Here is a 23,595-nt window from a genome sequence, read left to right on the forward strand (position 1 = left end):
CATGAAGCACGCAGCCCGACCGGGAGTGTACAGAAATCAGACGCGACGCCGCTTTGGCGGACGGCAGCCATTATGGGCCATCGGTGTCACATCACGAATAGAGGTGATGTTGAAACCAGCAGCCGCAAGGGCGCGCAGTGCAGATTCACGGCCTGAACCGGGGCCTTGCACTTCAACTTCCAATGTCTTGACGCCATGTTCCTGCGCCTTCTTGCCTGCATCTTCTGCGGCAAGCTGGGCAGCGTAGGGTGTCGATTTCCGCGACCCTTTGAACCCCATCGTACCGGCAGACGACCATGAAATGGCGTTGCCCTGCACGTCAGAGATCAGGATTTTGGTGTTGTTGAAGCTGGAATTCACATGTGCAACGCCAGCCGCAATATTCTTGCGGACCTTGCGTTTAACGCGGGTCTTTTCACGAGCCATTGTTCAAGCCTCCCCTTATTTCTTCTTGCCGGCGATAGCTTTCGCCGGACCTTTGCGCGTGCGCGCATTGGTATGTGTGCGCTGACCGCGCACGGGAAGGTTGCGACGATGGCGCAGACCACGATAAGAGCCCATGTCCATCATGCTTTTGATGTTCATCTGCACTTCGCGACGCAGGTCGCCCTCAACAGTGAAGTTTGCATCGATATGTTCACGCACAGACAGGATCTCGGCGTCGGAGAGTTCATTGACACGACGTGTCAAATCAATGCCGACAGCAGAGCAGATCTGTTCAGCCGCGTTGGGGCCGATACCATGAATATATGTCAGCGCGATTGGAACGCGCTTTCCAGTCGGGATGTTTACGCCAGCAATACGTGCCACGCGGGAGCTTCCTTTCGTTGCGGTTCCGTAATCCCAGAACCTTTTTTCACAACACGGGCCGAATGCCCGCGTGCATCAAAAACAAAACACGCCCCGATCATGAGGCGCGATTCGTCTGTCGAGAGTTTCGCCTAAGTCCTTTTCAAGATGACGTCAAGGGGCCACCTTCATCATTCGGCCAAAGCGGCTGCCACACCCCCACTCAGGCGTCAAGAACGGTCTCAATCGCTTGCGAAACGGCATCCATTTCGTCCATCGCGTCCACAACATTCAGACGGTCTTTGGCGTGGTAATAGCCCAACAGCGGCGATGTCTGTTTGTAATAGGACATCAGACGCGCGCGCAATGCGTCTTCGGTGTCATCTGCGCGGCGCACAAACTCGGTGCTGCCACAAACATCGCACACACCGTCAACACGGGTCGGCCGCGTAGTATCGTGATACACCTCGCCGCAGGATGCACAGGAAAACCGCCCCGTGATCCGCGAGACGAGTGCAGCATCATCGACACGCAGCTCGATGACGTGGTCAATCTGCTCACCGCGTGCGGACAGAAGTTCCTGTAGCGCATCCGCTTGGGCCAATGTGCGCGGGAAGCCATCGAAAATAGCCCCCGCCCACTGTAGTTCGTCAAGTTTTTCGGCGATCAGACCAATAACAATCTCATCGGTTACCAACTCACCGCGCGCCATGACCTCGGCAACCTTTACGCCCATGTCAGAGCCGGAAGCCTTGGCGTCGCGCAGCAGGTCACCCGTTGACAGTTGAACCATACCACGTTCAACCACCAGACGCTTTGCCTGAGTGCCCTTCCCGGCACCCGGTGGGCCGATCAGAATAATGTTCATCGCCGCGACGGAGCCTTTGGTTTGCCATTGGTGGTGCCCCGCTTGCGCCCCTTGCCGCGCAGCTGGGATTTCTCCAACAGCCCCTCATACTGATGTGCAACCAGATGGGATTGCACGCGGTTGATCGTGTCCATCGTCACCGACACCACAATCAGAACCGATGTGCCGCCAAAGTAGAACGGGATCGCAAGTTGCCCGCGCAGAATTTCCGGCAACAGACACACCGCCGCAAGATAGATCGCGCCAACAGTGACCAGCCGGTTCACGACGTAATCCAGATATTCCTCAGTCCGCTTGCCGGGGCGAATGCCGGGAATAAACCCGTTCTGGTTCTTGAGGTTCTCGGCCACGTCTTCGGTCTTGAACGACACATTCTGCGTGTAGAAGAATGTAAAGAACACGATCATGATGGTGAAGAACGCCAGATACGCGGGCTGACCCGGCCCGAAATAGGCCAGAACCGTCGCCATCAGATCACTTTGCGAATTGCCCGAGAAGGTTGCGACAGTTGTCGGCAACAGCAGCAGCGAGGATGCAAAGATCGCGGGAATCACGTTGGCAGGGTTCACCTTGATCGGCAGATGCGAAGCACCGCCATCAAACACTTTCATGCCAACCTGACGCCGTGGATACTGGATCGTGATCTTTCGGATCGCGCGTTCCATAAAGACCACGAAGGCAATCACCGCGACCACCATTATCATCACCCCGATAATCACCGCCGGAGAAATGTCGCCTGTCCGCCCCTGACTGAGAAACTGCGCCAGTGCCGCGGGAAGTTCCGCAATAATGCCAACGAAGATGATCAGCGAGATCCCGTTGCCGATACCGCGCTCAGTGATCTGTTCACCCAGCCACATCAGGAACATTGTGCCGCCCACCAGCGTAATCACCACGGCAGAGCGGAAGAACCAGCCCGGATCTGTCGCCAGATCACCGGCTTCGAGAGAAACTGCAAGACCGTAAGACTGCCCAGTTGCCAGCATGACTGTCAGATAGCGGGTGTACTGGTTCAGCTTGCGCCGCCCCATCTCGCCCTCTTTCTTCAGCTGCTTCCACGGCTCGTACATCGCGCCCACAAGCTGCACGATAATCGCAGCCGAGATGTAGGGCATGATGCCAAGGGCGAAAATGCCCATACGGCTGATCGCACCGCCCGTGAACATGTTGAGCATGCCCCCGATACCGGATGCCGCCTCGTCCATGAACTCGCGCAGCGCCAGGCCATCAATGCCCGGCACCGGAATATATGTCCCGATGCGATAAACGATCAAAAGCCCAAGCGCAAAAAAGATGCGGCGGCGCAGATCGGTGGCTTTCGCCAGCGCCCCCCAACTTGTGTTGGCGCCAAGTGAATCAGAAGCAGATGCCATGCGCGTCTCTCTCTGTCATGTCAGCGCCGCCAGACCGGGGTACGGTCGGCGGCGCGAAATCCCGTATGCGGATGATGTAAGCGGCGAAGACGCCACTCACAACCATTATTCGGCTGCCGCCTCTTCCTTTTTCGCCACAGGGGCGAGGAATTCCACGGTGCCACCAGCTTTTTCAACGGCTTCGACCGCTGATTTCGACGCACCTGTAACTTGCAGGTTCACCTTTGTTGTGATCTCGCCCTTGGCAAGAACGCGCACACCGTCCAGCTTGCGGCGCACCAGACCAGAGGCCAGCAGCGCATCTTCGGTGATCGCGTTGGCCGCATCAAGCTTGCCATCCGTGATGAACTTCTCGATCAGACCAAGGTTCACAACAGCAAATGCCTTGCGGTTCGGCTTGTTGAAGCCGCGCTTTGGCAGACGCATATAGAGGGGCATCTGGCCGCCTTCATATGACTTGATCGCAACGCCGGAACGCGAGTTCTGACCCTTGATCCCGCGGCCACCCATCTTGCCCTTGCCAGAGCCGGGACCACGACCAACACGCATACGCTTTTTGGTTGCGCCCGGATTGTCACGAATTTCATTCAGTTTCATGTCGCTTCTCCTTTTGCCGGAACGCCCTGCCAGCGACGGATCAGGGCAACGCGGCGATGTAATTGGACCAGATAGCCCCGGACGGGTCCGGGGCCACGGTATGTGTGTAGCTTAGCCGCGCTCTTCGATGATCTGCACCATGTGCGAGATTGAATTCACCATGCCGCGCACGGAAGGTGTATCTTCCAGCTCGCGGGTGCGGTTCATCTTATTCAGGCCCAACCCAATCAGGGTTGCGCGCTGACTGGCGGGGCGACGGATCGGCGAGCCGATCTGTTTTACGACGATGGTTTTTGCCATGACTCTGTGCTCCCCTTACGCGTCTACTGTTTCGGCTTCGGGTTTGCGCAGGATATCCGCAACCTTCTTGCCGCGACGCTGTGCCACCTGACGTGGGCTGGAAGATGCACGCAGCGCGTCGAATGTAGCCCGAACCATGTTGTAGGGGTTCTGGCTGCCTTGCGACTTTGCCACGACATCTTGCAGGCCCAGCATCTCGAACACAGCGCGCATCGGACCACCGGCAATAATACCAGTCCCCGGAACGGCTGTGCGCATGATCACCTTGCCTGCGCCATGACGCCCTTCGATGTCATGATGCAGCGTGCGGCCATCGCGCAGCGGCACCCGGATCATCTGGCGCTTGGCCTGCTCGGTTGCCTTGCGAATCGCCTCGGGCACTTCTTTCGCCTTGCCCTTGCCGAAGCCCACACGCCCGCGCTGATCGCCAACCACAACGAGTGCTGCAAAGCCGAAGCGTTTGCCGCCTTTCACGGTTTTCGACACACGGTTGATCGCGACCAGACGATCGGCGAATTCCGGGTTGTCGTCGCGCTCGCGGCGGTCCCGGCGGTTATCTCTTTCTGCCATAATCGTCTCCTCAGAACTTCAGGCCGCCTTCACGCGCAGCATCGGCCAGAGCCTTTACTTTGCCGTGAAAGTGAAAGCCGCCACGATCGAAATAGCATTCCTCGACGCCGGCGGCTTTCGCACGTTCGGCAATCGCGGCACCAATCTTGGTGGCTGCGTCCTTGTTGTTGGTGCCTGCCAACCCGAAATCCTTTTCGAGTGTCGAGGCCGAAGCCAAGGTTACACCATTCGCGTCGTCGATCAGCTGAACGCTGATGTTCTTGTTCGAGCGGTGAACCGACAGGCGCGCACGCCCATTGGCCGTTTTCTTGATCTTGTTCCGTACGCGCAAGCGGCGTTTCTGGAACAGCTTTTGCTTTGTGTTCGCCATCTGTCGCGCCCTTACTTCTTCTTGCCTTCCTTACGGAAGATATATTCATCCTTGTAGCGGATACCTTTGCCCTTATAGGGTTCAGGCGAACGCCACTTGCGGATATTCGCAGCACATTCCCCAACAGCCTGCTGGTCCATGCCTTCGACAATGATCTCGGTCTGCTTCGGAACCGTCACAGAAATGCCCTCAGGCACTGTAAAGATCACTTCGTGGCTGTACCCTAGCGACAGCTTCAGGTCTTTGCCCTGCATCGCAGCACGGTAACCAACGCCGACCAGTTCAAGCTCTTTCTTGAACCCGTCGGTCACACCCTGCGCAAGGTTCGCAACCATCGAGCGGGTCATGCCCCACTGCTGGCGCGCACGCTTGGACAGGCCGCGCGGCTTGACCGAGACCACATTGCCATCAAGAATGATATCCACATCGTCACCAGCGGTGAAGCTGCGGACGCCTTTTGGACCCTTGACCTCGATGGTCTGGCCCTTGACCTGCGCCGATACGCCCGTGGGCAGTTCGACAGGCTTTTTGCCAATACGAGACATCTCAGCCCTCCTCAGAACACACGGCAGAGCACTTCGCCGCCGACATTGGCTGCGCGTGCGCTTGCATCGGACATGACACCCTTGGGTGTCGAGACCACCGAAATACCCAGACCATTGCGGATCTGCGGGATTTCACGAACACCGGAATAGACGCGCCGACCGGGGGTCGAGATGCGCTTCAACTCGCGGATCGCGGGGTGGCCATCAGCGTATTTCAGGCTGATTTCCAGCTCCGCATGACCGGAGTCAACAGTCGCATGCTCGTAGCCACGGATGTAGCCTTCGTCTTTCAGCACATCCAGAACCCAAGCGCGAAGCTTGGACGCAGGGGTGCGTACGGTTGACTTGCCGCGCATCTGCGCGTTGCGGATGCGGGTCAGCATATCGCCGAGAGGATCGTTCATCATCTTGCGATCTCCTTACCAGCTCGACTTGACCATGCCCGGAATCTGACCCTTAGAGGCCAGATCACGCAACGCGATCCGCGAAAGTTTCAGTTTACGATAGTAGGCCTTTGGACGACCTGTCAGCTGGCAGCGGTTGTGCAAGCGCGTCTCGGACGAGTTGCGCGGCAGCTGTGCCAGTTTCAGGTTCGCTTTGAAACGCTCTTCCATCGGGCGTTCGGCATCGGCAGCGATAGCTTTCAGCTCAGCACGCTTGGAGGCATATTTTGCCACCAGCTTCTGACGCTTCTTTTCGCGCTCGACCATTGCTTTTTTAGCCATTTGATCTCTCCCTTTCGCGTCAGCTGGTGAACGGCATGTTGAAAGCTTTCAACAGCGCTTTGGCTTCGGCGTCGGTTTTCGCGGTGGTGCAGATGATCACATCCATACCCCACATCTCATCGATCTGATCGAAGTTGATTTCGGGGAATACGATGTGTTCCTTGATGCCCATGGCATAGTTGCCATTGCCGTCAAAGGACGAACCCTTCACACCGCGGAAGTCGCGCACGCGCGGCAGGGCGACGGTGATCAGACGGTCAAGGAATTCATACATGCGCTCACCACGCAGGGTGACTTTCACACCCAGAGGCATTTCTTCCCGAACGCGGAAACCCGCGATGGAATTACGCGCCTTGGTGATCACGGCTTTCTGGCCAGCAATCGCAGTCAAGTCAGCTTGCGCCGATTTGATCTTCTTGCTGTCCTTCACGGCTTCGCCGATGCCCATATTCAGCACGATCTTGTCGAGCTTCGGGATCATCATGTCGTTCTTGTAGCCGAACTCTTCTTTCAGCGCCGGACGCACTTCGTCTTTGTAGACCGTGCGCAAACGAGGGATGTAGGTTGCTACGTCAAGCATCAGATCGCCTCCCCGGTTGTCTTGGCGAAACGCACTTTCTTGTCGTCTTCCATGCGAAAACCGACGCGCGTTGCCTTGCCATTGCCATCGACCAAAGCCAGATTCGACAGTTGGATCGGCATCGCCTGTGGCAGGCGGCCGCCCTGGCTTTGCTGAGTCTGCTTTGTATGGCGGATCGAGATGTTCAGGCCATTTACGACGGCCTTGTTCTCCGCAGGCATTACACGGTCGATTTCACCGGTCTTGCCCTTGTCCTTGCCCGTCAAAACGATGACCTTGTCACCTTTTTTGAGTTTTGCAGCCATTACAGCACCTCCGGAGCGAGCGAGATGATCTTCATGAAGTTCTTCGCGCGAAGCTCACGCACTACCGGCCCGAAGATACGGGTGCCGACAGGCTCGCCAGTGTTGTTCAGAATGACCGCAGCATTGCGGTCGAAGCGAATGGCAGTGCCATCCTCGCGCCGCACTTCTTTTGCGGTACGCACAACGACTGCTTTGCGCACGTCGCCTTTTTTAACGCGGCCTTTAGGAATTGCTTCCTTGACCGATACAACGATGATGTCGCCCACGGACGCGTAACGCCGCTTGGACCCACCGAGGACCTTGATGCACTGAACTCGGCGTGCGCCAGAGTTGTCAGCTACATCCAGATTGGTCTGCATCTGGATCATTAGGTTTCTCCCGACCTTTGGGCATCATGCCCAGGGTTTCGATAAGACTGAGGGGCCAGGTTTACGCTTGCGCGTCGACCAGAACCTCCCAGCGTTTCGTTTTCGAAATCGGTGCACATTCGACAATGCGAACTGTATCACCAACCTTGAACTGGTTCAGCGGGTCGTGGGCACGGTACTTCTTCGTGCTACGAACCGTTTTCTTCATCATTGGGTGCGTGAAGCGGCGTTCGACCAGAACCGTTACGGTCTGCTCATTCTTATCGCTCGTCACCTTGCCTTGCAAAATGCGTTTGGGCATGGCCTGGCTCCTTAATTCGCCGCCGCGACGCGGGCTTTTTCGTTGAGGATGGTCGAAACGCGTGCAGCGTCACGACGGATTTTGCGGATACGGGCTGTGTTGTCCAGCTGGTTGGTCGCCTTTTGGAAGCGCAGATTGAACGCTTCTTTCTTCAGCGACACCAGCTCATCACGCAGCTGATCCGGGGTCTTGTTACGCAGATCTTCGGCTTTCATGGCCATTTCCTTCAGTCAACATTCACCGGAGAGCCCCCTGTAACAGGGTCACCCTGATTCCCGGCGGAGTATGGATGAGCGCGTCGTATAGGCGGGATACGTTCAATTGGCAAGTATCCTGCGGAAAAAGAATATGTCCCGGCCTGAGCCAAGCCGGGACATGCTGTCTGTTAGAGGTCAGCGCAGTGCGCTTACCAGTCCTCGCGTGCAACGACGCGGGTCTTGATAGGCAGTTTCATCGCTGCCAGACGCAGAGCTTCGCGTGCGATAACGTCATTGACGCCATCAATCTCGAACATCACGCGGCCCGGCTTGACCTTGGCGGCCCAGAAATCGACCGAGCCTTTACCTTTACCCATCCGCACTTCGGTCGGTTTTGACGTGACCGGAACATCGGGGAAAATACGAATCCAGACGCGACCCTGACGCTTCATGTGGCGTGTCATGGCACGGCGTGCAGCTTCGATCTGGCGTGCGGTAATCCGCTCCGGCTCGACAGCTTTCAGACCATAGCTGCCAAAGTTCAGGTCAAACCCGCCCTTTGCTTCGCCATGAATGCGGCCTTTGTGCTGTTTGCGGAACTTCGTCCGTTTTGGTTGCAACATGGTGTCTCTCCTTCAGTCGGATCAGCGACGCGGGCGCTGTGCGCCGCCGCTGTCCTGAAGTTCCTGATGCCGGCGGTCATGGGCTTGCGGATCATGTTCCATGATCTCACCCTTGAAGATCCAGACCTTCACACCGATGATCCCGTACGCGGTCTTGGCTTCGCAATGGGCGTGATCGATGTCGGCGCGCAGCGTGTGCAGCGGAACTCGACCTTCACGGTACCATTCTGTCCGCGCAATCTCTGCGCCGCCCAGACGGCCCGCAAGATTGACCCGGATACCCAAGGCACCCATGCGCATAGCGTTCTGAACAGAGCGCTTCATCGCACGACGGAAGCTGACACGACGTTCCAGCTGCTGGCAGATGCTCTCGGCCACCAGTTGGGCGTCCAGCTCGGGTTTGCGCACTTCAATGATGTTGAGGTGCAGGTCCGAGTCGGTGAGGTTGGCAAGCTTCTTGCGCAGCGTCTCGATATCCGCGCCTTTCTTGCCAATGATCACACCGGGACGTGCAGTGTGGATTGTCACACGGCACTTTTTGTGCGGACGCTCGATGATGACACGGCTGATACCGGCCTGCTTGCACTCATCATTGATGAATTCGCGGATCTTGAGATCCTCAAGCAGCAGATTGCCGTAGTCTTTGCTTTCCGCGAACCAGCGGCTGTCCCAGGTGCGATTCACCTGAAGGCGCATGCCAATCGGATTGACCTTCTGACCCATTATGCTTGCTCCTCGACCTGGCGAACCTTGATGGTCAGCTCTGAAAACGGCTTCATGATCTTGCCGAACCGGCCCCGCGCACGTGGACGGCCACGCTTCAGGACCAGGTTCTTGCCAACCCAGGCTTCTGCGACGACGAGTTCGTCCACATCCAGCCCGTGGTTGTTTTCAGCATTGGCAATCGCCGATTGCAGACATTTTTTGACGTCGCCTGCAATGCGCTTTTTCGAGAAGGTCAGGTCCGTCAGGGCCTTGTCTACCTTCTTGCCGCGGATCATGGCCGCAACAAGATTTAGCTTCTGCGGCGAAGTGCGCAGCATGCGCGTCTTGGCCATAGCCTCGTTATCGGCCACGCGGCGCGGATTTGTCTCTTTACCCATGGCTTATTTCCGTTTCGCTTTTTTGTCGGCTGCGTGACCGTAATAGGTCCGCGTCGGTGAATACTCACCGAACTTCTGGCCGATCATGTCCTCGGTCACATTGACAGGAATATGCTTCTTGCCATTATACACACCGAACGTCAGGCCCACAAACTGGGGCAGGATCGTCGAGCGGCGTGACCAGATCTTGATAACTTCATTGCGACCCGAATCGCGTGATTTCTCAGCCTTTTTCAAGACGTAAGCATCAACGAAAGGGCCCTTCCAAACTGAACGTGCCATGGATTAGCGACCCTTCTTCTTGGCGTGGCGAGACCGCAAGATATACTGATCGGTCTGCTTGTTGGAGCGCGTCTTGCGCCCCTTCGTGTCCTTGCCCCAAGGTGTCACCGGTGTACGGCCACCCGAGGTCCGGCCCTCACCACCACCATGTGGGTGATCGATCGGGTTCATTGCAACACCACGAACAGACGGGCGCTTGCCCTGATGCCGTGTGCGGCCAGCCTTGCCGAAATTCTGGTTGGAGTTGTCAGGGTTCGACACGGCACCGACCGTGGCAAAGCATTCCTGACGCACCAGACGCAATTCGCCCGAAGACAGGCGTATCTGCGCATAGCCACCATCGCGGCCGACAAATTGCGCATATGTGCCTGCCGCGCGGGCAATCTGCCCACCCTTGCCGGGCTTCATTTCGATGTTGTGCACAATCGTACCGATTGGCATGCCCGAAAACGGCATTGCGTTGCCGGGCTTGATGTCAGCTTTCACCGAAGCGAGAACCTTGTCACCAATCGCCAGACGCTGAGGGGCCAGGATATAGGCCTGCTCGCCATCTTCGTATTTGATCAATGCAATAAAGGCGGTGCGGTTCGGGTCATATTCGATCCGCTCCACAACAGCCGGAACGTCAAGCTTGCTGCGCTTGAAATCCACGATGCGATAAAGACGCTTTGCGCCACCGCCGATGCGGCGTGCAGTGATCCGTCCGGTGTTGTTCCGACCACCCGATTTGGTCAAGCCTTCAGTGAGGGCCTTGACCGGGCGACCTTTCCAAAGCTCCGAACGGTCGATCAGAACCAGCCCACGCTGGCCCGGCGTCGTCGGTTTATACGACTTGAGTGCCATGCTTTCTGTCTTCCGTCAGCTCTGGACCAATTGGTCCGGTTTCAGTCAATCGGCGCGCTATGCGCCAAATAACCAGCGGCCCCGCATGTGTCGGGGCCGCTGAGTCGTTGTGCCTATATCAAAGGCCTGTCGAGACGTCGATAGCATTTCCCTCTTCGAGGGTGACATATGCTTTCTTTACGTCACGGCGCCGTCCGGGCATGCCCTTGAAGCGCTTTACCTTGCCTTTGGTAATCGTCGTGTTCACCGCTTTCACCTTCACACCGAAGATTGCCTCGACGGCATCCTTGATCTGGGGCTTGTTCGCGTCGATCGCAACTTCGAACACCACAGCATTGGCAGCAGATGCCATTGTGGCCTTCTCAGTGATGACCGGCTTGCGGATCACGTCGTAATGTTTTGCCTGTGCGCTCATGCTAACCGAGCCTCCAGTGCTTCAAGTCCGGCACGTGTGATCACCAGAGTGTCACGGCGCAGGATGTCATAAACATTGGCCCCCATCGACGACAGCACATCAACCCCTTCGAGGTTGCGTGCGGCGCGGGCAAAATTCTCATTCACCTCTGCACCGTCGATGATCAGCGCCTTTTTCCAGCCCATATCCTTGACCGCCTTGGCCAGAACAGAGGTCTTGGCTTCTGCCATCTCTGTTGTATCCAGAACGATCAGCTTGCCGCTGCCTGCCTTTGCCGACAGCGCCATGCGCAACCCGAGGGCACGCACTTTCTTGGGCAAATCAAACGCGTGGCTGCGCGGGGTCGGACCTTTGTAAACACCACCCTTGCGGAAGATTGGCGCATTGCGGTCACCATGGCGTGCGCCACCGGTGCCCTTCTGGCGATAAATCTTCTTGGTCGAGTAGCTGGTTTCCGAGCGGGTCTTAACCTTGTGGGTACCGGCCTGGGCTTTCGCCCGCTGCCAGCGCACCACACGGTGCAGGATGTCGGCGCGAGGCTCAAGACCAAAGATGGCCTCGTTCAGCTCGATCTCGCCGGCAGCGCCTGCCTGCAGATTGACAACGTCGAGTTTCATCTCACTCGCCTTCCTTCTTCTCGGCTTCGATCGAAGCTTCGGCCTCTTTCAGGGCAGCTTCCTGCTCTGCGGCTTCAGCTTCCAACGCGGCCTGACGTGCGGCTTCTTCCTCGGCAGCAGCAGCTTCTTCAGCAGCCTTGCGTGCAGCATCAGCAGCGGATTTCAGCGCTGCTGGCAGGATGGCGTTCTCGGGGAACGGCTTTTTCACCGCATCCTTGATCGTCACCCAACCGCCACGCGAACCGGGAACAGCGCCCTTGACCATGATGAGGCCGCGGTCACTGTCGGTCTTGACGACCTGCAGGTTCTGCGTCGTCACACGGGCAGCGCCCATATGACCGGCCATTTTCTTGCCCTTGAACACCTTGCCCGGGTCCTGACACTGCCCGGTAGAGCCGTGCGAGCGGTGGCTGATCGACACACCATGCGACGCCCGAAGGCCGCCGAAGTTGTGGCGCTTCATCGCACCTGCAAAACCCTTACCAATCGACGTTCCGGCGACATCAACGAACTGACCCTCGAAGTAGTGGTCTGCTGTGATCTCTTCGCCAACTTCGATCAGGTTCTCGGCGCTGACGCGGAACTCGGCCAGCTTGCGCTTGGGCGCAACATTGGCTTTTGCGAAATGCCCGCGCATCGGCGCAGCAACGCGCTTTGCCTTTGCAGCACCGGCACCCAGCTGAACCGCCGAGTAGCCGTCCTTTTCCGCTGTGCGTTGGGCCACAACCTGCAACCCGTCAAGTTGAAGGACAGTAACGGGAATTTGCCGCCCGTCCTCCATGAACAGCCGGGTCATGCCCAGCTTCTTTGCGATAACTCCAGAGCGCATTGTCCTGGCTCCTTAAACTTTGATCTCGACATCAACCCCGGCTGCGAGGTCGAGCTTCATCAGCGCGTCCACAGTCTGAGGGGTCGGATCGACGATATCGAGAAGACGCTTATGCGTCCGAATTTCCCACTGGTCGCGCGACTTCTTGTCGATATGCGGACCACGCAGAACCGTGAACTTTTCAATCTTGTTGGGCAGCGGAATGGGACCGCGGACCTGAGCACCCGTGCGCTTGGCCGTATTGACGATTTCCTGTGTGCTGGCATCCAACACGCGGTAATCGAAGGCCTTTAGGCGGATGCGGATATTCTGACCTTGCATCTCTGACTTCCTTCGGAAGGAGTGGTGCGTGGGAACCACGCACCCTACCGTATTGATTACTGGATGATTTTCGACACAACGCCAGCGCCGACGGTGCGGCCGCCTTCGCGGATGGCGAAACGCAGCTTCTCTTCCATCGCGATGGGGGCGATCAGCTCAACCGTGAATTTCAGGTTGTCGCCGGGCATCACCATCTCGGTGCCTTCGGGCAGTTGAACCGTGCCGGTCACATCTGTCGTGCGGAAGTAGAATTGCGGACGATAGTTCGCAAAGAACGGTGTGTGACGACCGCCTTCTTCCTTGGTCAGAATATAGGCTTCGGCTTCGAACTTGGTGTGGGGCTGAACCGATTTCGGTTTGCACAGAACTTGACCACGCTCGACATCTTCACGGCCAATCCCGCGCAGCAATGCGCCGATATTGTCGCCCGCTTCCCCGCGATCCAGCAGCTTGCGGAACATTTCCACACCGGTACAGGTCGTGGTCTTGGTGTCGCGGATACCAACGATTTCAATCGCGTCGCCCACATTGATCACGCCACGCTCCACACGGCCGGTCACAACTGTGCCGCGACCGGAAATCGAGAACACATCCTCGATCGGCATCAGGAAGGGCTGGTCAACCGCACGCTCAGGCGTGGGGATGTATTCGTCAACCGCAGCCAGAAGCGCCTTGATCGAGTTTTCGCCGATCTCGGGATCGCGGCCTTCCATCGCTGCCAGAGCAGAGCCTTTGATGATAGGGATATCGTCGCCGGGATAGTCGTAGGAGGTCAGCAGCTCGCGGATCTCCATTTCGACCAGTTCCAGCAGCTCTTCGTCATCCACCTGATCGACCTTGTTCATGTAGACAACCATGAACGGAATGCCGACCTGACGGCCCAGCAGGATGTGCTCGCGTGTTTGCGGCATGGGGCCATCGGCGGCGTTCACAACCAGAATAGCACCATCCATCTGCGCCGCACCGGTGATCATGTTTTTCACATAATCGGCGTGGCCGGGGCAATCGACATGCGCATAGTGGCGCGCATCGGTTTCATATTCGACATGCGCAGTCGAAATCGTGATACCGCGTGCTTTCTCTTCGGGGGCGCCATCAATCTGATCATAGGCCCGGAAATCGCCGAAATACTTGGTGATCGCCGCTGTCAGCGTTGTCTTGCCGTGGTCCACGTGACCAATCGTCCCGATATTCACGTGCGGTTTATTGCGTTCAAACTTTTGCTTTGCCATGATGGCTACTCCTCAGTCTTGTTGGGTGCGGTGGCGCAGGCCACCCTACAGGTTGTGGTAGGGCGGGGCTTGCCCCCGCCGCACCGATCAGGCGAATTTCTTCTGGATCTCGTCCGAGACGTTTTGCGGCACAGGCTCGTAATGGTCGAACTGCATGGTGAAGTTTGCACGACCCGATGACATTGAGCGCAAGGTGTTGATGTAGCCGAACATGTTGGCCAGCGGTACGAACGAGTTGATCGCAATCGCATTACCGCGTTGTTCCTGCCCGGTCACCTGACCACGACGTGATGTGAGATCGCCAATGATCGACCCGGTGTATTCTTCCGGGGAAACCACTTCGACTTTCATCATCGGCTCAAGCAATTTCGCGCCAGCTTTTCTGAGGCCCTCGCGCATTGCCATCCGTGCTGCGATTTCAAACGCCAGCACCGACGAGTCAACATCGTGATACTTGCCGTCAAGCAGAGCAACCTTGAAGTCGATCACCGGGAAACCAGCCAGCGGACCGCTATCCATAACCGACTTGATGCCCTTTTCGACGCCCGGCACATATTCCTTGGGAACTGTACCACCAACAATCTTGGACTCGAAGCTATAGCCCTCGCCCGCCTCAGTGGGTGCGATTTGCAGCTTCACTTCGGCGAACTGACCAGACCCACCCGACTGCTTCTTGTGGGTATAGGTGTGTTCGATCTTGTGGCTGATCGTTTCACGATACGCCACTTGTGGTGCACCGATATTGGCCTCGACCTTGAATTCGCGCTTCAGGCGATCGATCAGAATGTCGAGGTGCAACTCGCCCATGCCCTTCATGATGGTCTGGCCCGATTCAATATCGGTTTCCACCCGGAAAGAGGGGTCTTCTGCTGCAAGACGTGCCAGACCCTGGCTCATCTTTTCCTGGTCATTCTTGGTCTTGGGTTCAACCGCGATTTCGATCACAGGCTCGGGGAAGGTCATGGTTTCCAGAACAACCGGGCTTTGCGCGTTACACAGCGTGTCACCGGTGGTTGTTTCTTTCAGACCAGCAAGCGCAATAATGTCGCCAGCCGCCGCCCAATCGATTTCCTCACGTGCATTGGAGTGCATCATCATCATGCGGCCAACACGCTCTTTTTTTCCTTTGGTCGCGTTCAGAATCTGGTCACCCTTGGCGATCACACCCGAATACACACGTGTAAAGGTCAAAGTGCCCACGAAGGGGTCATTCATGATCTTGAACGCCAGCCCTGCAAAGGGATCGTCATCTTTTGCGGAACGCGGAATGTTACGAGTCTCTGTCTCGTCGCTTGGGTCGAAACCCATGTATGCGGCAACGTCCAGCGGGCTGGGCAGATAGTCGATCACTGCGTTCAACAGCGGCTGAACACCCTTGTTCTTGAACGCGGAGCCTGTGCAAACGGGCACAAAATCAAGCGCCAGCGTGCCCTTGCGGATCAGACGACGCAGGGTGGCCTGATCAGGCTCTTCGCCTTCAAGATAGGCTTCCATGACAGCGTCATCTTGGTCCACGATGATTTCGATCATCGAAGCGCGCCATTCGTCGGCCATATCTTTCAGGTCGTCACGGATTGGCTGACGGGTCCAGCTTGCGCCAAGATCCTCGCCTTTCCATGTCCATTCTTCCATCTCGATCAGATCGATGATGCCTTCGAGCTGATCTTCTGCACCAATGGGCAACTGAACAGGCAGAGGGGTCGCGCCGGTGCGGTCCTTGATCATCTTCACGCAGTTGAAGAAATCAGCGCCGATTTTGTCCATTTTGTTGACGAACACAATCCGCGGAACCTTGTAGCGGTCGGCCTGACGCCAGACAGTTTCGGTCTGCGGCTCTACGCCGGCATTGCCGTCCAGCAAGCAGATGGCGCCATCGAGAACAGCGAGCGAACGCTCGACTTCGATGGTGAAATCCACGTGTCCGGGGGTGTCGATGATGTTGAAGCGATGCTTCTCACCCATAGGGGTGGCGCCATCCATCGTCTTTTCCCAGAAGGTCGTTGTCGCAGCCGAGGTGATCGTGATGCCACGTTCTTGCTCTTGCTCCATCCAGTCCATGGTGGCAGCGCCATCATGAACTTCGCCGATCTTGTGCGATTTGCCGGTGTAAAACAGGATGCGCTCGGTCGTCGTGGTTTTTCCAGCGTCGATATGCGCCATGATCCCGAAATTACGGTAGCGTTCAAGGGGGTATTCGCGTGCCATGATAATTGTCCTCAGGCTTGCAGGTTGGCGGGAAGTTACCAGCGGTAGTGGCTGAACGCCTTGTTGGCATCGGCCATCTTGTGCGTATCTTCACGCTTCTTGACGGCAGAACCGCGCGAGTTCACGGCATCGACCAGTTCACTGGCCAGACGTTCTTCCATGGTGTTCTCGTTGCGGGTCCGTGCGGCTTTGATCAGCCAACGGATTGCCAGAGCTTCGCGGCGCGACGGGCGGACTTCGACAGGCACCTGATAGGTGGCACCGCCAACGCGACGCGAACGAACTTCAACCGATGGCTTGATGTTCTCAAGCGCCTCGTGGAACACTTCGATCGGAGCGCGCTTAAGCTTGCTCTCGACCCGGTCCATCGCGTTATACACGATTGATTCTGCGACCGACTTTTTACCGTCGATCATCAGATTGTTCATGAACTTGGACAGAACCATGTCACCAAACTTGGCGTCAGGCAGGATTTCGCGCTTTTCAGCGGCGTGACGACGAGACATCTGATTCTCTCCTTACTTCGGACGCTTCGCGCCATATTTTGAACGGCGCTGCTTACGATCCTTGACGCCCTGGGTATCCAGAACACCGCGCAGGATGTGATAGCGGACACCCGGAAGGTCTTTTACGCGACCGCCGCGGATCAGCACGACCGAGTGCTCTTGCAAGTTATGCTTTTCACCGGGGATATAGCTGATGACCTCATACCCGTTGGTCAGGCGCACTTTGGCGACTTTCCGCATGGCCGAGTTCGGCTTCTTTGGTGTTGTTGTATAGACGCGCGTGCAAACGCCGCGTTTCTGGGGGCACTGCTCCAGATGCTGCGACTTGGAGCGCTTGATTTTCGGCTGCCGCGGCTTGCGGATCAGCTGTTGGATCGTTGGCATTCCGGTTCTTCCCGTTTCAACCCGTGTTACACGGCGCTTTCGCGCCTCTCTCGTGCGCGCTCAGGCCGCTATGGCAGAACGCATGAAACCGCTTGCGTCCCAAGCAAGGGACGCCGCGGTGGAATTTCAGAGGATCGGGGCATTTCAACCCGGATCATGACCACTACAAATCTGAGCCCTGGAGCCTCGCAGCGCAATGCCACTTGGTCAGGTAGCGTGCCGTATAGGGGGAGTCGCAGGGGTTGTCAACAGCTGCTAATCCGGTCGCGCATGGTGGTGCAAAGCACGCTGCATCCGATGTTCGCGGTACAGTGTATAAACCCCTGTGGCAACGATAACCGCACTGCCCACAAAGGTCAGCGTGTCGGGCCATTCGTCGAAAACCAGCCACCCCGCGACAAGCGCAAACAGCAACGCTGCATAGCGAAATGGCGCGGCAAATGTCAGCTCGCCCACCCGCATTGCAAGGATGACCAGAATATAGCCCGCGATGATGAATCCCGTCGCCCCCATCAGCCAGACCCAGCCAAGCGCACTGGGCATGACCCATATCTCGGTCACGCTGCCAAGCCCGCCAAACACCGTAACACCGCATGACGCCGCAAAGGCCACCAACACCGAAGGCATGGACCGCCCCAGCATGCGCGTGGTCAGATCACGGACGGTGATCATCGCCACAGCCATCAGCGCCGAGATAGAATAAAGCGTAAACCCCTCGGCCCCTGGTCGGATAATCACCAACACACCGCAAAACCCTATTAGAATCGCGGACATGCGCCGCCATCCCAAGGGTTCGCGCAGAAACAGAAAAGCTGCCAGTGCAACTGTCAGCGGGATGACTTGCAGAATTGCCGTCAGGTTCGCAATCGGCATGTTGAACAGGGCGGTCAGGAAAAAGAAGGCAGCCGCCGCCTCGGATAATGATCGCAGCGCCACCAATCCGAAATCGCGCCGCACCAGCCCCGCCAATTGCGCGCGCACACGCCACAGCATCAGCCCGAAGAAAACCGTCACGGTCACACCGCGCAAAAATAGTATCTGAAACATGGGCAATTCAGCGGCCAGCAGCTTCAGAAACACATCATTGATAGTATAGGCCCCTGTGCCCAGCATCATGAACAGGGCGGCGCGAAAGTTATCGTCTTTCATGGGGGCATCTTATGGCTTCAATGCCAGAAGTTCAGCGCGTGTGAAGGGAAAATGCGTCGCCAGAATCCGGTCCAGATCATGGTCGGAATATTTCGGCTTTTCACCCGATACCAGCGCATCCGAATCATTGTCGCGGTGCACTGTGCGGATGAACCGCGGGGTCAGCGCCTCGGTATAGCAGTTCCAACGGGTATGCACCCGGCGGTGGTCGGTTGAAAAAATGGTCGGGCGCGCGCCCACTGGCGCAATCATCCCCATGCCGATGCCAAGCGGCAGTTTCTCGATCACACCGAACAGGCGGTTGCCTTGGTCCGACAATTCCAGAAACAGGCCATTGTTGAAACAGATCACCGCAGGGCTGTTGGCGGGGCCAAGGGCGGCCACCTGAGGCGCGACATGTTTTTGCGCGGCGATACAGTCGCGGCCAAGCGCATCATCATCGTCCAGCCGAACCGAGATTACATGCGTAGCGTCGGGGTTCAGGCAGGCATCCATCGCAAGTTTGGTGGATTTGTAATTGTTATGCGGCGGCAATGCGATCAGCCGTGCATCGCGCAAAGGGGCAACCAGACGCGACAGCCGCGCGCGCGCATCCGATGGAAAGTCGTCACCGATCAGCACGGCAAGGGTGAAATCATCATCCGTCTGCGCCAGCAGCGATGGCAGGGTCAGCGCCTCGAACAATTGAAACCTGCGCGCCAGCCGGTCAGGGTCATACAGCGTGCCACGGATTGCGCCCAACCCCTGTGCGCTGATCTTGAACCCAGCGTCGGCGACATAGGAAAACCGGATAACGACAATGACCTGCGCGCGCATGAATAGGTGCACCTAACATCTATCTGAAAGTCGCCCAGCATTGCCCCAGCGCCCACCAAATGAAAAGCCCCCACAGCATTTTTGCTGCGGGGGCCATTCAGTTTTCAATCAAGCAGTGCTTAGTCCGGCTTTTTGCCAAAGACCTTATCCGCTTCCGACATCTCGACAGGCTCTGGCGCGGCCAGTGCGGCGGCGGCTTCTGCCTCGGCGCGCCGTGCATCCAGAACCTTGCGATCCCGATCTGCTGCAACCTGACGCACCTTGGTGACGACACCGCCTGTACCAGCCGGGATCAACCGGCCGACGATGACGTTTTCCTTCAGGCCAACCAGATGGTCCCGCTTGCCCTGCACCGAAGCTTCGGTCAGCACGCGCGTTGTTTCCTGGAACGAGGCCGCCGAGATGAAGCTGCGGGTCTGCAACGACGCCTTGGTGATCCCCAGAAGGATCGGCTCGCCCCGTGCAGGTGCCAGCTTATTTGCCACAGCCTTTTCGTTCATCTCGTCGAACTCGGCCTTGTCGACATGCTCGCCTTTCAGCAGCGTGGTTTCACCACTATCAAGGATCTCCCACTTCTGCAGCATCTGCCGCACGATCACCTCGATATGCTTGTCGTTGATCTTCACGCCTTGCAGGCGGTAGACGTCCTGCACTTCGTCGATCAGGTAGTTTGCAAGCGCCTCGATGCCGAGGATGCGCAGAATGTCATGGGGGGCGGGGTTGCCATCCATGATGTAGTCGCCGCGCTGGACGAAATCACCTTCCTGAACAGGAATGTGCTTGCCCTTTGGTACCAGATATTCCGAAGGCTCCAAGCTGTCATCGGCAGGCTGGATCTTGATGCGGCGCTTGTTCTTGTAGTCCTTCTCGAAGCGGACATAGCCGTCAATTTCACAGATGATGGCGTGATCCTTGGGACGACGTGCTTCAAACAATTCGGCCACACGCGGCAGACCACCGGTGATGTCCTTGGTCTTGGCACCTTCGCGCGGAATACGCGCAACCACGTCACCGGCCAGAACATCCTGCCCGTCTTCGACAGACAGAACCGCGTCAACCGACATCTGATAGGTGATCGGGTTGCCTTGCTCGTTGCGCACAGGCTCGCCGCTTTCCGCGTCCATCAGAATGACCTCTGGCTTGAGGTCACCACCTTTGGGCACGGAACGCCAATCGGTCACGATCTTCTGTGTCATGCCAGTTGCATCATCGGTTTCATCACGGACAGACAGACCGGGAATAAGATCGACAAAGCGCACGCGGCCTGTGGTTTCGGCGATGATTGGCAGGGTGTAAGGGTCCCATTCAAACAGCTTCGCGCCACGCTCGACCTGTGCACCATCCTTGACGAACAGCTTGGAGCCGTAGCCAGGCTTGAAGGTTGCACGCTCGACATTGTTGTCATCGATAATCACAACCTGCATCGAGCGGCCAGAGACGATCAACTCGCCCGCAGCATTCTCGATGGTCTGTGCCTTGCGCATTTCGATCCGGCCCGGAGCATTCGCTTCCTGGAAGGATTGGCTGCCACCCTGCGCAATACCGCCAATGTGGAACGTCCGCATTGTCAACTGTGTGCCCGGCTCGCCAATCGACTGTGCCGCAATAATGCCCACGGCCTCGCCCTTATTGACCAATGTGCCGCGTGCAAGGTCGCGCCCGTAGCACTTGGTACACACACCTTCTTCGGCTTCACATGTCAGCGGCGAGCGGATCTTGACTGTCGCAATCCCCGCCATTTCGATCATGTCGGCTTCGCGTTCTTCGATCAACGTATTGCGCGCCACAAGGATTTCACCTGTTGCCGGATCGGTCACATCTTCGGCCGCAACACGGCCCAAAACGCGCTCTGCCAACGAGGCGACCACTTCACCGTCATTCACCGCAGCTTGCGCTGTAATGTACAGATCGGTTCCGCAATCATCGATACGCACGATGCAATCCTGCGCCACGTCCACCAGACGCCGCGTCAGATAGCCCGAGTTGGCTGTCTTCAGCGCCGTATCAGCCAGACCTTTACGCGCACCATGGGTCGAGTTGAAGTATTCAAGAACGGTCAGGCCTTCCTTAAAGTTCGAGATGATCGGCGTCTCGATGATCTCACCATTCGGCTTGGCCATCAGACCACGCATCCCGCCCAACTGCTTCATCTGCGCAGGTGAACCACGCGCACCCGAGTGCGACATCATGTAGACCGAGTTCGGTTCCAGTTCGCGGCCTTCGGCGTCGCTGCGCACGGCTGAAATCTCGCCCATCATGGCGTTTGCCACAGCGTCCGAACATTTCGACCAAGCGTCGACGACCTTGTTGTACTTCTCGCCCTGCGTGATCAGACCATCAAGATATTGCTGTTCGAATTCCTTGACCTGATCGCGGGTTTCGCCAACCAGCACCCATTTTGAATCCGGGATCAGCATGTCGTCCTTACCAAACGAAATGCCTGCGCGGAACGCTTCGCGGAACCCAAGGCTCATGATCTGGTCGCAGAAGATGACCGACTCTTTCTGGCCGCAATAGCGGTAGACATTGTCGATGACTGTCTGCACGTCTTTCTTGCGCAGCAACCGGTTAACCAGATCAAACGGCGCTTTCGCGTTCATGGGCAGCAATGCACCAAGACGCAGACGGCCCGGTGTTGTCTCGAACCGGCGCAGCACTTCGTTGCCATCTTCGTCAATCTGCTTGACCCGGCACTGAATCTTGGCATGCAGATGCACTTCATCTGCCGCCATGGCATGCTCGACCTCTTCGATCGAGGAGAAGATCATGCCTTCGCCCTTCATGCCTTCGCGCTGCATCGAGACGTAATACAGACCCAGAACCATATCCTGCGACGGAACAATGATCGGTGCGCCGTTTGCAGGCGACAGAACGTTGTTTGTCGACATCATCAGCACACGCGCCTCGAGCTGGGCTTCCAGCGAGAGGGGAACGTGAACAGCCATCTGGTCGCCGTCAAAGTCGGCGTTAAAGGCCGAACAGACCAGCGGGTGAAGCTGGATTGCCTTGCCTTCAATCAGGATCGGCTCGAACGCCTGAATGCCCAGACGGTGCAGCGTGGGCGCACGGTTCAGCAGAACCGGATGCTCGCGGATAACCTCGTCCAGAATATCCCAGACTTCGGGGCGTTCCTTTTCGACCAGTTTCTTGGCTTGCTTGACGGTCGAGGACAGACCCTTCGCTTCAAGCCGCGAATAGATAAACGGCTTGAACAGCTCCAACGCCATCTTCTTGGGCAAGCCACATTGATGCAGCTTCAGTTCCGGCCCGGTCACGATGACCGAACGGCCCGAAAAGTCGACCCGCTTGCCGAGCAAGTTCTGACGGAAACGGCCCTGCTTGCCTTTCAGCATGTCAGACAGCGATTTCAGCGGGCGCTTGTTGTTGCCAGTGATGACGCGGCCACGACGGCCATTGTCAAACAACGCATCAACCGATTCCTGCAACATGCGCTTCTCGTTACGCACGATGATATCGGGCGCCCGCAATTCGATCAGGCGTTTCAGACGGTTGTTGCGGTTGATGACGCGGCGATAGAGGTCATTCAGATCCGAGGTCGCAAAGCGGCCACCATCCAGCGGCACCAGCGGGCGCAGTTCTGGCGGAATGACCGGCAGCACAGTCAGCACCATCCATTCCGGGCGGTTGCCGGATTCGATGAAATGCTCGACCACTTTCAGCCGCTTGATGATCTTCTTGGGCTTCAATTCGCCCTTGGCTTCTTTCAGCTCCTCGCGCAGGCGGGTCGCTTCATCCTCAAGGTCGATATTGGATAGCATTTCGCGGATCGCTTCGGCACCGATATTGGCGGTGAACGCATCTGCGCCATACTGGTCCTGTGCATCCATGAACTCTTCTTCGTTCATCAACTGGCCGTAAGTCAGGTCTGTCAGGCCCGGCTCAATCACGACGTAGTTTTCGAAATACAGAATGCGTTCCAGATCGCGCAGTGTCATATCCAGCATCAGGCCGATCCGTGACGGAAGCGACTTCAGAAACCAGATATGCGCAACTGGGGCGGCCAGTTCGATATGGCCCATGCGCTCGCGGCGCACTTTTTGCAGCGTGACTTCGACACCGCATTTCTCGCAGACAACGCCGCGATATTTCATGCGCTTATATTTGCCGCACAGACATTCATAGTCCTTGATCGGACCAAAGATGCGCGCGCAGAACAGCCCGTCGCGTTCTGGCTTGAACGTGCGGTAGTTGATCGTCTCGGGCTTTTTGATCTCGCCATAGGACCAAGACAAAATGCGCTCGGGCGAAGCCAACGACACGCGGATTTGGTCAAACGTCTTGGTTTGAGCCATTGGGTTGAACGGGTTTGTGGTCAGTTCCTGGTTCATGATCTTTTCCTTGAAAGGCTCGGAATGGGGGCG

At 57.2% G+C, this 23,595-nt stretch carries 32 protein-coding genes; all 32 read right to left on the reverse strand.

What is annotated here, in order from left to right; genetic code table 11:
- Window positions 1-36: 36 nt before the first annotated feature.
- The gene (gene rpsK, locus BD293_RS13975; RefSeq protein WP_071469555.1) at window positions 37-426 is read right to left on the reverse strand and encodes a 30S ribosomal protein S11; all 390 of its coding nucleotides are present in this window, start codon (window positions 424-426) and stop codon (window positions 37-39) included.
- Between the two features lie 15 nt (window positions 427-441).
- Entirely contained in the window at window positions 442-810 is a 369-nt protein-coding gene (gene rpsM, locus BD293_RS13980; protein WP_142082660.1) for a 30S ribosomal protein S13, read from the reverse strand.
- Window positions 811-1,012: 202 nt separating this feature from the next.
- Window positions 1,013-1,657, reverse strand: coding sequence for an adenylate kinase (locus BD293_RS13985; RefSeq protein WP_142082663.1), 645 nt, complete (start codon window positions 1,655-1,657; stop codon window positions 1,013-1,015).
- Entirely contained in the window at window positions 1,654-3,030 is a 1,377-nt protein-coding gene (gene secY / locus BD293_RS13990; protein ID WP_142082666.1) for a preprotein translocase subunit SecY, read from the reverse strand. Before secY ends, BD293_RS13985 begins: the two co-directional genes overlap by 4 nt.
- 105 nt (window positions 3,031-3,135) lie before the next feature.
- A complete protein-coding gene (gene rplO, locus BD293_RS13995; protein ID WP_142082668.1) occupies window positions 3,136-3,627 on the reverse strand; it encodes a 50S ribosomal protein L15 in 492 nt (163 codons plus the stop codon).
- A gap of 111 nt (window positions 3,628-3,738) precedes the next feature.
- Window positions 3,739-3,927: a 50S ribosomal protein L30 gene (rpmD, locus tag BD293_RS14000; protein WP_142082670.1), complete on the reverse strand. Its 189-nt coding sequence runs from the start codon at window positions 3,925-3,927 to the stop codon at window positions 3,739-3,741.
- A gap of 15 nt (window positions 3,928-3,942) precedes the next feature.
- On the reverse strand, window positions 3,943-4,497 hold the full coding sequence (gene rpsE / locus BD293_RS14005; protein WP_142082672.1) for a 30S ribosomal protein S5: 555 nt from the start codon (window positions 4,495-4,497) through the stop codon (window positions 3,943-3,945).
- 10 nt (window positions 4,498-4,507) lie between these two features.
- Window positions 4,508-4,867 (reverse strand): 50S ribosomal protein L18, encoded by a 360-nt coding sequence (gene rplR / locus BD293_RS14010; RefSeq protein ID WP_142082675.1) that lies wholly within the window; start codon window positions 4,865-4,867, stop codon window positions 4,508-4,510.
- 11 nt (window positions 4,868-4,878) lie between these two features.
- Window positions 4,879-5,412 carry a 50S ribosomal protein L6 gene (gene rplF / locus BD293_RS14015; protein WP_142082677.1) on the reverse strand — a complete coding sequence of 178 codons (534 nt, stop codon included), beginning with the start codon at window positions 5,410-5,412 and terminating at the stop codon, window positions 4,879-4,881.
- Between the two features lie 11 nt (window positions 5,413-5,423).
- On the reverse strand, window positions 5,424-5,816 hold the full coding sequence (gene rpsH, locus BD293_RS14020; protein WP_142084606.1) for a 30S ribosomal protein S8: 393 nt from the start codon (window positions 5,814-5,816) through the stop codon (window positions 5,424-5,426).
- A 15-nt stretch (window positions 5,817-5,831) separates the two neighbouring features.
- Window positions 5,832-6,137, reverse strand: a complete 306-nt coding sequence (gene rpsN / locus BD293_RS14025) for a 30S ribosomal protein S14 (RefSeq protein WP_142082679.1) — start codon at window positions 6,135-6,137, stop codon at window positions 5,832-5,834.
- A 19-nt stretch (window positions 6,138-6,156) separates the two neighbouring features.
- Window positions 6,157-6,717, reverse strand: coding sequence for a 50S ribosomal protein L5 (gene rplE, locus BD293_RS14030; protein ID WP_142082681.1), 561 nt, complete (start codon window positions 6,715-6,717; stop codon window positions 6,157-6,159).
- Window positions 6,717-7,022, reverse strand: a complete 306-nt coding sequence (gene rplX, locus BD293_RS14035; protein WP_142082683.1) for a 50S ribosomal protein L24 — start codon at window positions 7,020-7,022, stop codon at window positions 6,717-6,719. Before rplX ends, rplE begins: the two co-directional genes overlap by 1 nt.
- The gene (gene rplN / locus BD293_RS14040) at window positions 7,022-7,390 is read right to left on the reverse strand and encodes a 50S ribosomal protein L14 (RefSeq protein ID WP_142082684.1); all 369 of its coding nucleotides are present in this window, start codon (window positions 7,388-7,390) and stop codon (window positions 7,022-7,024) included. The genes rplX and rplN overlap by 1 nt, the downstream gene beginning before the upstream one ends.
- Before the next feature lie 61 nt (window positions 7,391-7,451).
- Window positions 7,452-7,691, reverse strand: a complete 240-nt coding sequence (rpsQ, locus tag BD293_RS14045; protein WP_071469568.1) for a 30S ribosomal protein S17 — start codon at window positions 7,689-7,691, stop codon at window positions 7,452-7,454.
- A gap of 11 nt (window positions 7,692-7,702) precedes the next feature.
- Window positions 7,703-7,906 (reverse strand): 50S ribosomal protein L29, encoded by a 204-nt coding sequence (rpmC, locus tag BD293_RS14050; protein WP_142082686.1) that lies wholly within the window; start codon window positions 7,904-7,906, stop codon window positions 7,703-7,705.
- Window positions 7,907-8,097: 191 nt separating this feature from the next.
- The gene (rplP, locus tag BD293_RS14055; RefSeq protein ID WP_142082688.1) at window positions 8,098-8,511 is read right to left on the reverse strand and encodes a 50S ribosomal protein L16; all 414 of its coding nucleotides are present in this window, start codon (window positions 8,509-8,511) and stop codon (window positions 8,098-8,100) included.
- 21 nt (window positions 8,512-8,532) lie between these two features.
- On the reverse strand, window positions 8,533-9,234 hold the full coding sequence (rpsC, locus tag BD293_RS14060; protein WP_142082690.1) for a 30S ribosomal protein S3: 702 nt from the start codon (window positions 9,232-9,234) through the stop codon (window positions 8,533-8,535).
- Window positions 9,234-9,614, reverse strand: a complete 381-nt coding sequence (gene rplV, locus BD293_RS14065; protein ID WP_142082692.1) for a 50S ribosomal protein L22 — start codon at window positions 9,612-9,614, stop codon at window positions 9,234-9,236. Before rplV ends, rpsC begins: the two co-directional genes overlap by 1 nt.
- A gap of 3 nt (window positions 9,615-9,617) precedes the next feature.
- Entirely contained in the window at window positions 9,618-9,896 is a 279-nt protein-coding gene (rpsS, locus tag BD293_RS14070) for a 30S ribosomal protein S19 (RefSeq protein WP_142082694.1), read from the reverse strand.
- A 3-nt stretch (window positions 9,897-9,899) separates the two neighbouring features.
- On the reverse strand, window positions 9,900-10,739 hold the full coding sequence (rplB, locus tag BD293_RS14075) for a 50S ribosomal protein L2 (protein WP_142082696.1): 840 nt from the start codon (window positions 10,737-10,739) through the stop codon (window positions 9,900-9,902).
- 118 nt (window positions 10,740-10,857) lie between these two features.
- Window positions 10,858-11,154: a 50S ribosomal protein L23 gene (locus BD293_RS14080; RefSeq protein ID WP_142082698.1), complete on the reverse strand. Its 297-nt coding sequence runs from the start codon at window positions 11,152-11,154 to the stop codon at window positions 10,858-10,860.
- Entirely contained in the window at window positions 11,151-11,771 is a 621-nt protein-coding gene (gene rplD / locus BD293_RS14085; protein ID WP_142082700.1) for a 50S ribosomal protein L4, read from the reverse strand. Before rplD ends, BD293_RS14080 begins: the two co-directional genes overlap by 4 nt.
- Window position 11,772: 1 nt before the next feature.
- Window positions 11,773-12,600: a 50S ribosomal protein L3 gene (gene rplC, locus BD293_RS14090; protein WP_142082701.1), complete on the reverse strand. Its 828-nt coding sequence runs from the start codon at window positions 12,598-12,600 to the stop codon at window positions 11,773-11,775.
- A 12-nt stretch (window positions 12,601-12,612) separates the two neighbouring features.
- Window positions 12,613-12,921 (reverse strand): 30S ribosomal protein S10, encoded by a 309-nt coding sequence (gene rpsJ, locus BD293_RS14095; RefSeq protein ID WP_071469578.1) that lies wholly within the window; start codon window positions 12,919-12,921, stop codon window positions 12,613-12,615.
- 56 nt (window positions 12,922-12,977) lie between these two features.
- A complete protein-coding gene (tuf, locus tag BD293_RS14100) occupies window positions 12,978-14,153 on the reverse strand; it encodes an elongation factor Tu (protein WP_142080884.1) in 1,176 nt (391 codons plus the stop codon).
- 87 nt (window positions 14,154-14,240) lie between these two features.
- Window positions 14,241-16,358, reverse strand: coding sequence for an elongation factor G (gene fusA, locus BD293_RS14105; RefSeq protein WP_142082703.1), 2,118 nt, complete (start codon window positions 16,356-16,358; stop codon window positions 14,241-14,243).
- A 35-nt stretch (window positions 16,359-16,393) separates the two neighbouring features.
- On the reverse strand, window positions 16,394-16,864 hold the full coding sequence (rpsG, locus tag BD293_RS14110; protein ID WP_142082705.1) for a 30S ribosomal protein S7: 471 nt from the start codon (window positions 16,862-16,864) through the stop codon (window positions 16,394-16,396).
- 12 nt (window positions 16,865-16,876) lie between these two features.
- Window positions 16,877-17,248: a 30S ribosomal protein S12 gene (gene rpsL / locus BD293_RS14115; protein ID WP_142082707.1), complete on the reverse strand. Its 372-nt coding sequence runs from the start codon at window positions 17,246-17,248 to the stop codon at window positions 16,877-16,879.
- Window positions 17,249-17,503: 255 nt separating this feature from the next.
- Window positions 17,504-18,397, reverse strand: a complete 894-nt coding sequence (locus BD293_RS14120) for a DMT family transporter (RefSeq protein ID WP_142082709.1) — start codon at window positions 18,395-18,397, stop codon at window positions 17,504-17,506.
- A gap of 9 nt (window positions 18,398-18,406) precedes the next feature.
- Window positions 18,407-19,213 carry a glycosyltransferase gene (locus BD293_RS14125; RefSeq protein WP_142082711.1) on the reverse strand — a complete coding sequence of 269 codons (807 nt, stop codon included), beginning with the start codon at window positions 19,211-19,213 and terminating at the stop codon, window positions 18,407-18,409.
- Window positions 19,214-19,332: 119 nt separating this feature from the next.
- A complete protein-coding gene (gene rpoC / locus BD293_RS14130; RefSeq protein WP_142082713.1) occupies window positions 19,333-23,562 on the reverse strand; it encodes a DNA-directed RNA polymerase subunit beta' in 4,230 nt (1,409 codons plus the stop codon).
- Between the last annotated feature and the right edge of the window lie 33 nt (window positions 23,563-23,595).

The sequence above is a fragment of the Roseinatronobacter monicus genome (genome assembly GCF_006716865.1).
In the GTDB taxonomy this organism is placed as follows: domain Bacteria; phylum Pseudomonadota; class Alphaproteobacteria; order Rhodobacterales; family Rhodobacteraceae; genus Roseinatronobacter; species Roseinatronobacter monicus.